The sequence below is a fragment of the Duncaniella sp. B8 genome, from assembly GCF_005304985.1.
In the GTDB taxonomy this organism is placed as follows: Bacteria; Bacteroidota; Bacteroidia; order Bacteroidales; family Muribaculaceae; genus Duncaniella; species Duncaniella muris.
Window position 1 is genome coordinate 3,191,205 of sequence record NZ_CP040121.1, and the last position, 12,371, is coordinate 3,203,575.

The window sequence follows — 12,371 nt, forward strand, 5'->3', positions numbered from 1 at the left end:
GGGATTACCAAGGATTGGTAACGGGTCTGCGTGAAGGAGCGCCGTTCTTTTTCTTCTCTGCATTGATGCGGGCGCGAGTGGCGTTCTCTTCATTTTCCATAGCTTTCAGAATCTTTTCTGCATTTTGCTGACTTATGCCGCCTTGCTGTTGTTGCTGTTGTTGCTGCTGCTGATCCTGATTTTGCTGTTGCTGTTTATCCTGATCTTTGTTCTGGTCTTTATTTTGATCCTGATTCTTGTTTTGATCCTGATTTTGTTTCTGATCTTTGTCTTGATCTTTCTTCTCCTGATCTTTGTTCTGGTCTTTGTTCTGATCTTGGTTGTTTTGTTGATCCTGAAGGCGCTTCTGGGCTATACGCAGGTTTTCTCTGGCCTGATCATTGTCAGGGTTCTTGTGCAGGGCATTTTTATAGAGATCAATGCTTTTTGTATAATCCTGAGCGTTGAAGGCAATATTTCCGAGATTATAAAACGCTTTTTCTGCAATTGATATATTTTCGGCATCACGAGTCAGATTCTGAAGAATTGTAGTGGCTTCTTTCTGGGTCTCGCCTGATGCCGACCCTTGTCGCAGTAGAGAGGCTGCCAGGTTGAATTGTGCGATTTCGTTCATCGCATTTTCCTGCAGCGCTTTCCGATATGCGACTTCTGCTTCGGCATAACGCTCTTCGTGATAAAGTTTGTTGCCCTCCACAATATAATTGCGCTCATGCCTTGTCGACCCTGATTGTGCAAATGCAGATGCCAGAACCGATATAAAGAATACGAAAATTATAAGTCGTTTCATTTGTTTCCTCCTTCCTCTTTTGTGAAGAAACGATATTTTTTGAGCCATGATATTTTGCGTGTGACAGTAATAGAGTCAATAAGAAGCAATATCAAAGCTATAAAGGCTACAATCGGGAATTGTTCGCTTTGCGGGGAGAAAGATTTGCGTTCGAACTCACCTTGGGTTAACTCGTCCATTTTTGAATCAATGGCGTTGATAGCGGAATTAGAGGCTCCGTTTACATAAATGCCCTTACCGGCTGATGCAATCTGTGAAGCTGTAGCTTCGTCATGCCGGGTGACAACTTCTTCTCCGGTCATGGGATTGATCATATAGTGACCGTTGCCGAGGGGTATTCGGGCTCCTTTTGCAGTGCCGAGTCCGATTACATCCACCTGAATTCCGGCATCAGCAGCCCGCTTGGCCGCATCCACCGCATTGTCTTCAAAATTTTCTCCGTCGGTGATGACTATTATGGCTTTTCCCATGTCATCGGTTGGGGTGAATGAGTTCATTGCCATCTCAAGCGCGGCTCCGATAGCTGTTCCCTGAGTAGGGACCATGTCTGTGGTGATACCGTTGAGAAACATTTTGGCTGAAATATAGTCAGACGTGATCGGGAGCTGGGTATAGGCATCGCCTGCAAACACTATCAGACCGACTTTGTCATTGGTCATCTTGTCAATCAACTTTTCAAGTATGTGCTTAGCCCTTTGCAGACGGCTTATGCCATGATCGTCATCGGTGGTGGAGGCCAGCATTGAATTTGAAACGTCAAGACATACCATAACTTCTATACCGCGTGACGATGTAGTCTCTGAAGCGTCAGCATCACGGCCTCCGGTTGCGCGCGGGCGGGAAATCATAATGACCAGTACGGCGATAATGAGAAGTGCAAGGCTCATTTTGATCCAAGGCATATATTTTGAGACCTCAGGCATCAGGTGGGCGATAACTTCAGGTTTGCCATAGCGGTTCATTTTGCGCCGGCGACTCAGGCGACTCCATATGAAAAGGCCTGCCACTAACGGGAGCAGCAGAAGAAGATATAGCAGGTGTGGATAAGCGAACGAAATCATATTTTCAAATATATATTTCTTATGGAATTGTCCGGAACAAGGTGTATCTTAGCAACACCGCAAGACCAAACAGGCTTAAAGCTGCGATTGCCCAAGGCAGATAATCGTCTTCAGTACTTGTGAAGTTCCTTAAATCCATTTTAGTTTTTTCCAGCTGATCAATTTCGGCGAATATCTCTTTGAGGACGTTGTTGCCCGTCGCACGAAAATATTTTCCTCCGGTTGTTTCAGCGATGCTCCTCAAAGTCGCTTCATCAATAACTACCGGAAGGTTGACATATTCGATACGCCCGAACATGTTTTCCTGAGGGTAGGGGGCAGTGCCATTTGTGCCGATACCTATAGTGTAGACTTTTATCCCAAGCTGTTTCGCAATCTCGGCGGCTGTGAGCGGAGCGACATTACCGGTATTGTTCGAACCGTCAGTCAGCAGGATTATGCTTTTGGATTTGGCTTTCCCTTCTTTTATTCGGTTGATTGATGTGGCGAGACCGTCACCTATCGCAGTCCCGTCTTGCAGCATACCCATTTTTATGTCTCCGATGTAATTGGCAATCATGGATCTGTCTGTTGTCATCGGAATTGCGGTGAAACTTTCAGCTGCAAAAATAACGACCCCGATGTTGTCTCCTTCGCGCCCAGCCACAAATTTTGACGCAACTTCCTTCGCTGCTTCAAAGCGATCAGGTTTGAAATCTCTGGCGAGCATACTGGTTGATATATCCATTGAGATCACGATGTCGGTGCCTTCTACACTTGATGTATTCCATGAGTCGCGTGTCTGAGGGCGGGAAAGGACCACTATGACACAACCTATGGCACCAAGTTGCAATAAGAACAATATATGGCGCATGGCTGCGAGTCTGGACCGACCTACACGATCAAATGCCGATACGGTCGAAACCTCCATTGAGGCATGGAGACCACGCTGTTTGAATACATACCAGGCAATGAGAGGTATGAAAATTAGAAACAGCCATAGATATTCTGGATGTGCCAATAACATTGTATTATCTATTTTTTAGTAGATTCTTCTTTTGAGGGCTCCTGCTGGTCATCAGTTTCAGCTACAGCAGGACGAGGTTTTGTATCTTCGACAAACTGCATTGCAGAATTGAACGCTTTGACATTGTCATCCGGCAGCGGGCGTACTTTGGCGAACTTAACAAAGTCTGCCGTCTCAAGCACTCGTTCCATGTTTTCTTTTGACAGGCGTGTCTCTTCATTGGCGTTCAGCATACGTCTGATCTGTGTTGAGGTCATTTCCATTGCATTTATGCCGAAACGGCCATTGAGATAGATGCGGAGAATGTCTGTGAGACGGGTGTAGTATTCCTTTTCCTTGCCTTGCTCGCAGAGTTTTTCTGCCCGCAGACGTGAAAGTTCGCCGATAGCTTTTTCATATGGCGGTATCGGTTTGGGCGCAGGTGCAGCAAAGGGATTCTTCTTTTTCTTCATCATATAGAACGCGAATCCTCCAAGTGCAAGGACTACGATTAATGCCAGGATCCACAATCCATAATCGACAACGAAGTCAGGGAGGTAATCAATGAAACTGCGGTCCACGTCTGCTACATCAGCATAGTCATGGATAGTCTCCAGTGAGTCAACTACAACCGGATATACTTTCAGTACAAGACGGTTTGAAGCGATTGTTTCGCCTTTTTCAACGTATAAAATCGGATTCAGCCGATAGACACCTGAATCAAATGACTGGAGCACCAGATCCTGCTTGATTTCTCTGCGCCCGCTTCCGAGCTCCGTTGTGTCGGCTGTGAGATATTTCAGAATCTCTACTTTGTCACAGACGGAATCTCTCGGAATGACGAGGTGCCCGTCAGAATTTTCATCGGTGACAAGCTCGATATGCAGAGGGGTTGTGCGCCCCATAAGAAGGAATGCAGAATCGAGACTGACTTTCAGGCTGGAAATTCCGGCGAACGCTGATGCGGCGAGCAAAAAAGCAACTGTCAGCATCAGGTAACGGATATGTCGGACTAAATTCATGTTTGGCAATCAATTAAAGGGTCTTGGGCGGGCTGTGGTTTTATCAGCGTACACCCCGGTTTTTGAATAGGGCCATCAATGAATGGGCGAAATCCTCATCAGTGGCTATCGAGGCGTGATCAACGCGGCATTTGCTGAATGTTTCACTCATGGACTGCTGTCGTTCATACCACCATCTGCTAAAGGCCTGCCGAGTCCGTCTGGATGACGTGTTTATCCAGCGTGAGGTGCCGGTCTCAAGATCGGTCATCCGCATGAGCCCTACATCCGGCAGACTTGTGTCGCGTTTGTCATATACCTGAATGGCAATGATATCATGGCGGTTGCATGCTATCTGTAATTGTCGTGTAAAGTCATGAGTATCTATGAAGTCAGAGATCAGGAAAGTGGTACATCGCTTTTTCAGAGCATCTGTGAAATAGCGCAATGCAACGCTGATATCTGTCCCTTGATTTTCCGGTGTGAAATCCAGCAACTCTCGGATTATCAAAAGTATGTGCTTTTTGCCTTTTTTCGGAGGAATGAATTTTTCAATTTTGTCGGAAAAGAATATGACTCCGATTTTATCATTATTGGTGATGGCCGAATAGGCGAGGGTAGCGGCTATTTCAGCGATCATCTCTCTCTTTTCTTCTCCGACAGCTCCGAACAGACGGCTGCGCGACATATCGACAAGAAGCATCACAGTCAGCTCTCGTTCCTCCTCATAGACCTTGACATAAGGATGATTATGACGGGCGGTTACATTCCAGTCTATGTCTCTGACATCATCGCCATACTGGTATTCCCTCACTTCAGAAAAGGTCATACCTCTCCCTTTAAAAGCCGTATGGTATTCTCCGGCGAAGATGTTCTGGGAGAGGCCGCGGGTTTTTATGTCGATCTTTCTGACTTTCCTGAGTAGTTCGTTTGCTTCCATTTAGAAAACATTAGAAAGGGGATTTTACGAATGTGTCATCAGGGCACTTCGACCTTGTCAAGGATCTCGGAGATTACCTGGTCGGTGGTGATGTTATTTGCTTCGGCTTCATATGTGAGGCCGATGCGGTGACGCAAAACATCGTGGCATACGGCGCGGACATCTTCCGGAATTACATAACCGCGGCCTCGGAGGAACGCATATGCTCTCGCGGCTTTGGCCAGACCGATTGATGCTCGCGGAGACGCTCCGAAGCTGATCATTCCGGCAAGATCTTTGAGGTCATAATCGCCGGGGTTACGGGTTGCGAATACGATATCTACGATATAACGTTCGATTTTTTCGTCAAGATATATCTTTTCTACGATCTTCTGAACCTCCAGGATTTCTTCCGGACGGAGAAGAGGACGGACTTCAGGTTTTACACCGGAAATGTTCTGTCGTATGATAAGCTTTTCCTCTTCTTTGGTCGGGTAGCCGATAATGACTTTGAGAAGGAAACGGTCAACCTGAGCTTCAGGAAGCGGGTAGGTGCCTTCTTGCTCAATGGGGTTCTGGGTGGCCATCACCAGGAACGGTTCGTCAAGTTTGAATGTACGTTCGCCGATGGTCACCTGGCGTTCCTGCATGGCTTCGAGCAGAGCGCTCTGTACTTTAGCCGGGGCGCGGTTGATTTCGTCAGCCAGAACGAAATTGGCGAAAATCGGGCCTCGCTTGATCTGGAACTGTTCTTTCTGCACACTGTAGATCATTGTTCCGATCACATCGGCAGGGAGAAGGTCAGGAGTAAACTGGATACGGCTGTATTTGGCATCGATAATTTGAGCAAGAGTCTTGATGGCAAGGGTCTTTGCGAGACCGGGGACGCCTTCAAGAAGGACGTGTCCGTTAGATAGAAGTGCGATCAGAAGTGAGTCAACGAGATGCTTTTGCCCCACGATGGTCTGATCCATCCCACGTGTAACAAGGTTGATGAAATCCTTCTTGCCGGCAACAAGATCATTAAGTTCTCGAATATTAACCGATTCGCTCATAGTCTGAGTAGTGAGGGTTCTAAATTAGATATATAAGATATTTTAATCCGCTATAATAGATAAACGGTTTACAAAATTATAAATAACAACAATTATTAGGCGAGAAAAGTGTGTTAATTTTATATATTTTTCCTTTAACAATGACAACATCGCCGATATTGGAGTCGACGATGTTGTCTTAAGGTTTCTTTCTAGCGGTGTTGGCTTAACGGGGATATCTGGCGAGGATTTCACCGGCTTTCTGGCGCGCTTTCTTCAAACTTTCTGCATTGCCGGGAACAATTCCGTATTTTTCAGCATCCGGGATATCAAGAACCACTCCCGGCTGCATGTTGTTGGGGTTCCCGATTTTTGATTTGTTTTCTTCGTAGATGTAGACCCAATAATCTTTGCTCCCGAAGAATTTTTTTGCCATATCATGGATAAGGTAGCCTCTTTTAACGGTGTCTTTACGCACTTTCGGACTTGAGTTTTCTGCGACAGCAGGTTGTGTGGGGATTTGTTCTGCTTCAGCCTGAGCAACTTCAGCGTCCGATGTTACAGAATCTGATAGCATGGCAATTTCACCTGCGGTTTCCTCTGTCTGCATAGGAGTTGACTCTTCGGGAGTTATGGCTTCAGCCTGCTGACGGCTATTGGGGAATAGATGATCGATAGCAAGGTAGACTCCGCATGCCCCTATGGCAAGTCCAATAATCAGGCCTATGATCAGTCCCCACCAGAAATTGCCTTCCGATTGCTGTCCTTTGGCAGGACTGACGTATTCTTCCGGATCTTCTTCAAGTGGTATGATTTTCGGAGCTACAGGTCTTACCGGCTGTCGTTCCGCAAGATTGCTGTTTGCGGTTTTGGCCGAAGGTTCAGTTGCAGTTGCAGTTGCAGTTGCTTCAGCCGAAATTGTGGCAACGGGGGGCTTAATGGCTTCTTTCGGCTGAACCGGCTTTTCGTCGGTCAGGATAGTTTCCGGTTCAGGCGCGATTTCTGCTTTAGGATCTGGTGATGCCAGATGTTCTTCGGGCTGTATAGCTTCTGTGGATGTTTCGGGTTGGGATTCGATTGTTGTTGCGATATTCTCACAGATAATTGTTTCTTCGACCTTGGCCTCAGGCTCATGATTTTCTGTCTCAGGCAATGACGATTCTGTTTGATCTTTCTCGATGGAGAGCATTGATTCGGTGACCTCGTCATTCAGCGTAACAGGCTCAAATATTGCGAATGGGGCATTGAGCGTTTCAGCGAGATCTTTGTCAGGAGTGAACCTGATATCTTTTTCTCCATTCTCTTCTTCATAAAGCGCGAATTCGCCGAGGCCTTTGATTTTGACTGTTTCTCCTTTGATCAGTTCCTCAGAAAGTATATCAAAGAAATTTTTAGCAAAAATCTCGGCACTGTCTTCGCTTATGCCGGTTGCAGATGCAATACGTGCGGACAGCTGATGGAACGGTATTTTCTGATTCATTGTTTAGTCATTTTTTTTCGCAATACAATGCTGGGGGCAAATTCCATTCTGATGGCTGGCGGAACCAATGTGCGTTTGCCGTTTACTTCGTCGTAAACAATCGCCTCATCTGATTTTACAGATTTGAATGTTCCGAATCCGGGGATGGCGATTGAGTCAAGATCGGCTCCGCATTCTTTGAATACTTTGCACAGACCTTCAACGAGTGTGGCCACTTCTGCGTTTTCCCGGTTTAGTCTCTTGCCGAGTCGTGAAATAAATTGTTTGTTATCCACGTGTCAATCAAATAAAATGTCGCGAATTGCATATCGCGGACGTTGTTTAACTTCTATAAATATTTTTCCTATATATTCTCCGATCAAACCGATGGACATTAGAATCAGGCTCCCAAGGAACCATATAGATAGTAATATCGAAGCCCATCCGGCCTCAAGTTTGTCAGAATAGAGAATGGAGAAACCAACATAGATTCCGACCAGCAGGTCAATAGCCAGCAGGATCAGACCTATGAAGAAAACCCATCTCATAGGGCGAGCTGAAAAAGAGGTGATTCCGTCAATCGAAAACGAAAGCATTCTGACAAGCGGATATTTTGATTCGCCTGCGGCTCTTTGTTTACGGGCATAGGAGACGGTGTCGCTTTCAAGCCCTAACTGTGGAACAATCCCTCGGAGAAACAGATTTGATTCGCCATATTCGCTCAACAGTTCAAGAGCTCTTTGGCTCATAAGCCTGAAATCTGCATGGTCGTAGATGGTTTCAATGCCCATTTTCCTTTGCAAAGAGTAGAAAGCATGGGCGGTGGTTCGTTTAAACCAAGAGTCAGACGTTCTGTCATCCCTGACTCCGAACACTATTTCTTTGCCTGAAATAAAGCGCCGGACCATCTCGATTATGGCGTCAGTGTCATCCTGAAGATCGGCATCGATGGAAATAGCTGCGTCACAATGGTCTTTTGCGGTCATAAGCCCTGCCAAAAGCGCATACTGATGTCCTCGGTTGTGCGCAAGGGATATTCCTTTGACGCGTCGGTCTCTAAGGTGCAGATCGGAGATGATTTTCCATGTCGCATCCCGGCTTCCGTCATCGCAGCAGAGTATGTAACTGTCTGGAGAAGCTAATGATTGCTGCGCCATGCGGGCTAATATAGCCAGCAGTTTGGGAATAGAAAAAGGCAATACCGCTTCTTCGTTGAAGCAGGGTACAACAATTGCTATGACTGGCGGGGATGGCATATGAATTTTCTGGCAGCTTCGTTAAATGAGATTAAGGAGAGAAGGAGATGAGTAATGAAACCGTGGATTGTTGCCGAAATTAATAGTTGCGGGCAAAGAGTACTCTACGAGCCGAAGGCTTGCCGGTTACCATACAGACGCCCGGTGTTTGATCACCATCCAGAGGAATGCAACGGATAGTGGCTTTTGTTTCCTCTTTGATGCGTTCTTCGGTTTCGGTGGTGCCGTCCCAGTGAGCCAGGATGAATCCTCCCTTTTCAATCTCTTCTTTGAATTCCTCATAAGAGTCGACTGTCCGGGTCATGGATTCTCTGTGGTTTATTGCTTTCTGATAGATGTTTGCCTGAATTTCTTCAAGTAGACCTTTAATATAATCCGCGATTCCTTCCAGCGGGGCAACATGTTTCTCAAGCGTGTCACGGCGCATGACTTCGACTGTGCCGTTTTCGATGTCGCGCGCTCCGATGGCAAGACGCACAGGCACTCCCTTAAGCTCATAATCTGCAAACTTGAAGCCCGGACGCTTGTTTTCAGAGTCATCGTATTTTACGCTGATGCCCATCGCGCGTAGTTCGTTGACTATCGGGTCTACTTTGGCTGAAATTTCAGCGAGCTGATCACTGTTCTTGTAGATAGGTACGATGACCACCTGGATCGGAGCGAGGTGGGGAGGGAGCACAAGCCCGTTGTCATCTGAATGCGTCATGATGAGAGCGCCCATAAGACGGGTTGATACGCCCCAGGAGTTTGCCCATACATATTCAGGCTTGTTGTCTTTGTTGACGAATGTAACGTCAAAGGCCTTAGCGAAATTCTGTCCGAGGTTATGGCTTGTACCGGCCTGAAGGGCTTTTCCATCCTGCATCATGGCCTCAATTGTGTAGGTGTTGAGCGCTCCGGCAAAACGTTCGTTTGCGGTTTTTACACCGATTATGACAGGCATAGCCATATAATCACGCGCAAATTTGGCGTAGATGTTGATCATCTGGACGGTGCGATTTTCCGATTCCTCGGCTGTCGCATGTGCGCAGTGGCCTTCCTGCCAGAGGAATTCGGCAGTACGCAGGAACATACGGGTGCGCATTTCCCAGCGCATCACATTCGCCCACTGGTTGCACAGCACGGGGAGATCGCGATAGCTGTGGATCCAGTTCTTATATGTGCCCCAGATAATAGTTTCAGAAGTAGGGCGCACAATCAGTTCTTCCTCAAGGCGTGCATCAGGGTCTACTACAACACCATTGCCGTTGGGGTCGTTCTTGAGGCGGTAGTGTGTGACAACCGCACATTCTTTGGCAAACCCTTCGACATGCTCGGCTTCGCGGCAGAGGAACGATTTTGGAATGAGAAGCGGGAAGTAGGCGTTCTGTACACCTGTTTCCTTGAACATACGGTCAAGTTCGTGTTGCATTTTTTCCCAAATTGCATAACCGTAGGGCTTGATAACCATACAGCCTCTAACCGCCGACTGCTCTGCGAGATCGGCTTTGACCACGAGCTCATTGTACCACTGCGAGTAGTTTTCGCTGCGTTTGGTCAGATCCTTAAGTTCTTTTGCCATTTTTAATATGTTTCTGTGATAATATATTGCAATTATAATAGTCTGAAAGAGGTAATGACTGTTGCTGCTATTTCAAAAGCTGTCCCTTGCGGGCCAGTGTGATCATTTTCGGTCCTGGGATCATGAAAATCTCTACACGCCGGTTTTCGCGCCGTCCGTCGCGAGTGTCATTTGCCGCAACCGGATCAGTGTCGCCCATTTCGTAAGGGATCACTATCAGATCTTCATTGATGTTGTCAAGCATCCAGTCGTAGATTGAATTGTTGCGCTCATGGGAAAGACGCATATTATACGGAGCCGATCCGGTGTTGTCGGTATGGACGGAATAAACCATTTTCATCATGAACGGATCGGAAAATAATTTCAGTATTGGAGTGAGCCGCGAGGGTGCTGACGGAGATAGAAGAGTGTCGTTCGGGAGAAAAATATCATCAGAAAGGACTGTGACCACAACAACCTCATCGTTTCGGGTCATATCAACGATGTAGTTTTTTTTCGCCAGATCCTGGGCGAGTCTGGTCATGTATGTCTTGATTGCCGCATGCTCGTTTTTCCCAACGGCAGGGGTCAGGATATTCTCATCCAAACTCATATCCATAAAGCGTGTCTCATCATAATCCTTATATGGATCAGTGCTGTTGCTCTTTGCCGAGATCCAACCAGGCATTAAGGCGGCTAAAGCCGATAGAATTATTGACAGATATTTTTTCATATTGGCGAGAATATTTGTTATTGGATGCTTTTAGTCTTCGAAACAATCCAGTGATTGCTCATAGCGTAATTCTGCCATGACGAGCGCCTCAACGTCATCGGGGTTTATCGGAGAGTCGGGGTCCTTAGACAGCATTTTTCTGACATGCTTGATCAGTGCGTTGGTATTGACATCTTCGTCATCCGCTTCGGTGTCGATGTCGAGAAGTCCGTTGTCTTCATACCAATCCCAGATTATGTCGATAATGTTAAGAATCTCATCATCGACATAGAGTTTCGAAGACTCAGGAGAAAGAGCCCCTCGCATTACTTTTATGGCTTGCTTTTCATCGAATTCTTTCATATTGGAATCAGTCGTTTAGTGTCAGTATTTCTGAAGGTATATCTGTGTTGACGGTCTCGTTTTCCAGATCGATGGAGAGAATGAACTCATCGGCCACCGGAATCATCAGCTCTTTGCCGTCAGGCATTTTTACGATAAAGAGAATGTTCTGGGTGGAATCGTTGATATCAGAAATCTCTCCGATAACTCCGTGGGTCATGTCATTGACTTTAAAGCCGATCAGATCAGATGCATAAAAGCCGTCTTCGTCATTGTCATCATCCGGGAGATCGGAGCGAAGTATAAACAGTGGCCGGTTGGCAAGGCTTTGGGCTTTCTCTTCTGAATCTATGCCGTCAATAGTAATCAGAGAAGTATCGGCGGTTTTGGGTCTAACCGTCTGCAGGAAGAATGGAACGAATATCCCGTCAATAGGAACGATGACACATTTGACATCGTTCAGGTCAATGTCGGTGTTAATCGAGACGGAAATTTCGCCTTTTATGCCATGAGGCTTGTTAAAGCGACCTACCTCTGCTATTTCTGATAGTCTGATCACTTGGAGTGGCTTTATGGGTTATATGATGTTTTTTAGAAGAAATTGCTGTGTCTGCTTATCGCTTCTTTTTCTTTTTCCCGCTTGGCGGAGCCACGATTTTGAACTCGTGAAGAACTGTCGTCTCCGGAGAAAGCTGAATCTGACCATGTGAATACTCTGCCAGATCCTTGAAAATCTTTATGTCATCCACGCCATCTGAATTTGCAGCAAGTAGCAGCTTTTTCATGTGGTTGGCAATAAGCAGTACAAGCTCGCTTCGCTCTTCTCCGGGTTCCATGCTGACAGCTTTTGCGATCAATCGTTCCACATCCTTGCCATAGTGACGATAGCGGATATGTTCGGATGTATATGGAATCTTTTGGGGCACTGTATTCAGATTCTCGGCTTTGACAACTTCTGTAGGATAGTCAATATCAAGTCTGAAGTCGCTCATGATGGCGAGATGATCCCACAATTTCTGCTGATAGTTTTCTTCTTCACGCAGTTTGGGGAACAGTTTGCTCATGCAGTTGATTATGGAATGTGCGCAACGAGTGCGTTCATCCCGGTCTTCAATAGTCAGACAATGTTCCACCATCTGATGAATGTTGCGCCCGTACTCAGGCAATTTCAGATGCTTTAATTGTGTATTGTAAGTCAGCATTATATCGGGGTGGTTATGGGCCGTTTCTGGCACCTTTTAATTGAATAACATAAGGATATTCTCTTTCAGCGCC

14 protein-coding genes are annotated in these 12,371 nt (G+C 46.4%); all 14 read right to left on the reverse strand.

Features of this window, described 5'->3' with window-relative positions; translation table 11 throughout:
* Window positions 1–4: 4 nt before the first annotated feature.
* The gene (locus tag FDZ78_RS13695) at window positions 5–787 is read right to left on the reverse strand and encodes a tetratricopeptide repeat protein (RefSeq protein ID WP_160631187.1); all 783 of its coding nucleotides are present in this window, start codon (window positions 785–787) and stop codon (window positions 5–7) included.
* The gene (locus FDZ78_RS13700) at window positions 784–1,848 is read right to left on the reverse strand and encodes a VWA domain-containing protein (RefSeq protein ID WP_107031481.1); all 1,065 of its coding nucleotides are present in this window, start codon (window positions 1,846–1,848) and stop codon (window positions 784–786) included. The genes FDZ78_RS13695 and FDZ78_RS13700 overlap by 4 nt, the downstream gene beginning before the upstream one ends.
* A gap of 19 nt (window positions 1,849–1,867) precedes the next feature.
* A complete protein-coding gene (locus FDZ78_RS13705; RefSeq protein WP_123398226.1) occupies window positions 1,868–2,854 on the reverse strand; it encodes a VWA domain-containing protein in 987 nt (328 codons plus the stop codon).
* 8 nt (window positions 2,855–2,862) lie between these two features.
* Window positions 2,863–3,855, reverse strand: a complete 993-nt coding sequence (locus FDZ78_RS13710) for a cell wall anchor protein (protein WP_136408782.1) — start codon at window positions 3,853–3,855, stop codon at window positions 2,863–2,865.
* 43 nt (window positions 3,856–3,898) lie between these two features.
* On the reverse strand, window positions 3,899–4,774 hold the full coding sequence (locus tag FDZ78_RS13715; RefSeq protein ID WP_123398224.1) for a DUF58 domain-containing protein: 876 nt from the start codon (window positions 4,772–4,774) through the stop codon (window positions 3,899–3,901).
* Between the two features lie 38 nt (window positions 4,775–4,812).
* The gene (locus tag FDZ78_RS13720) at window positions 4,813–5,808 is read right to left on the reverse strand and encodes a MoxR family ATPase (protein WP_107031477.1); all 996 of its coding nucleotides are present in this window, start codon (window positions 5,806–5,808) and stop codon (window positions 4,813–4,815) included.
* Between the two features lie 205 nt (window positions 5,809–6,013).
* Window positions 6,014–7,267, reverse strand: a complete 1,254-nt coding sequence (locus FDZ78_RS13725) for an HU family DNA-binding protein (protein ID WP_123398223.1) — start codon at window positions 7,265–7,267, stop codon at window positions 6,014–6,016.
* Window positions 7,264–7,542: an HU family DNA-binding protein gene (locus tag FDZ78_RS13730; RefSeq protein ID WP_107031475.1), complete on the reverse strand. Its 279-nt coding sequence runs from the start codon at window positions 7,540–7,542 to the stop codon at window positions 7,264–7,266. The genes FDZ78_RS13725 and FDZ78_RS13730 overlap by 4 nt, the downstream gene beginning before the upstream one ends.
* Window positions 7,543–7,545: 3 nt before the next feature.
* Entirely contained in the window at window positions 7,546–8,502 is a 957-nt protein-coding gene (locus FDZ78_RS13735; protein ID WP_123398222.1) for a glycosyltransferase family 2 protein, read from the reverse strand.
* Between the two features lie 79 nt (window positions 8,503–8,581).
* Window positions 8,582–10,063 (reverse strand): proline--tRNA ligase, encoded by a 1,482-nt coding sequence (gene proS / locus FDZ78_RS13740; protein WP_107031473.1) that lies wholly within the window; start codon window positions 10,061–10,063, stop codon window positions 8,582–8,584.
* A gap of 67 nt (window positions 10,064–10,130) precedes the next feature.
* The gene (locus FDZ78_RS13745) at window positions 10,131–10,775 is read right to left on the reverse strand and encodes an OmpA family protein (protein ID WP_136408785.1); all 645 of its coding nucleotides are present in this window, start codon (window positions 10,773–10,775) and stop codon (window positions 10,131–10,133) included.
* A gap of 30 nt (window positions 10,776–10,805) precedes the next feature.
* Window positions 10,806–11,117 carry a hypothetical protein gene (locus FDZ78_RS13750; protein ID WP_107031471.1) on the reverse strand — a complete coding sequence of 104 codons (312 nt, stop codon included), beginning with the start codon at window positions 11,115–11,117 and terminating at the stop codon, window positions 10,806–10,808.
* A 7-nt stretch (window positions 11,118–11,124) separates the two neighbouring features.
* The gene (gene rimM / locus FDZ78_RS13755) at window positions 11,125–11,655 is read right to left on the reverse strand and encodes a ribosome maturation factor RimM (protein WP_160631189.1); all 531 of its coding nucleotides are present in this window, start codon (window positions 11,653–11,655) and stop codon (window positions 11,125–11,127) included.
* 55 nt (window positions 11,656–11,710) lie between these two features.
* Window positions 11,711–12,295, reverse strand: a complete 585-nt coding sequence (locus FDZ78_RS13760) for a DUF4290 domain-containing protein (RefSeq protein ID WP_370291911.1) — start codon at window positions 12,293–12,295, stop codon at window positions 11,711–11,713.
* Window positions 12,296–12,371 lie beyond the last annotated feature (76 nt).

What these genes read in the sequence shown, in the direction of transcription:
- FDZ78_RS13735 (WP_123398222.1), bottom strand. Translation starts at nt 8,502, where the DNA reads ATGCCATCCCCGCCAGTCATAGCAATTGTTGTACCCTGCTTCAACGAA.
- FDZ78_RS13700 (WP_107031481.1), bottom strand. Translation starts at nt 1,848, where the DNA reads ATGATTTCGTTCGCTTATCCACACCTGCTATATCTTCTTCTGCTGCTC.
- FDZ78_RS13750 (WP_107031471.1), bottom strand. Translation starts at nt 11,117, where the DNA reads ATGAAAGAATTCGATGAAAAGCAAGCCATAAAAGTAATGCGAGGGGCT.
- FDZ78_RS13705 (WP_123398226.1), bottom strand. Translation starts at nt 2,854, where the DNA reads ATGTTATTGGCACATCCAGAATATCTATGGCTGTTTCTAATTTTCATA.
- proS (WP_107031473.1), bottom strand. Translation starts at nt 10,063, where the DNA reads ATGGCAAAAGAACTTAAGGATCTGACCAAACGCAGCGAAAACTACTCG.
- FDZ78_RS13715 (WP_123398224.1), bottom strand. Translation starts at nt 4,774, where the DNA reads ATGGAAGCAAACGAACTACTCAGGAAAGTCAGAAAGATCGACATAAAA.
- FDZ78_RS13720 (WP_107031477.1), bottom strand. Translation starts at nt 5,808, where the DNA reads ATGAGCGAATCGGTTAATATTCGAGAACTTAATGATCTTGTTGCCGGC.
- FDZ78_RS13745 (WP_136408785.1), bottom strand. Translation starts at nt 10,775, where the DNA reads ATGAAAAAATATCTGTCAATAATTCTATCGGCTTTAGCCGCCTTAATG.
- FDZ78_RS13710 (WP_136408782.1), bottom strand. Translation starts at nt 3,855, where the DNA reads ATGAATTTAGTCCGACATATCCGTTACCTGATGCTGACAGTTGCTTTT.
- FDZ78_RS13725 (WP_123398223.1), bottom strand. Translation starts at nt 7,267, where the DNA reads ATGAATCAGAAAATACCGTTCCATCAGCTGTCCGCACGTATTGCATCT.
- FDZ78_RS13695 (WP_160631187.1), bottom strand. Translation starts at nt 787, where the DNA reads ATGAAACGACTTATAATTTTCGTATTCTTTATATCGGTTCTGGCATCT.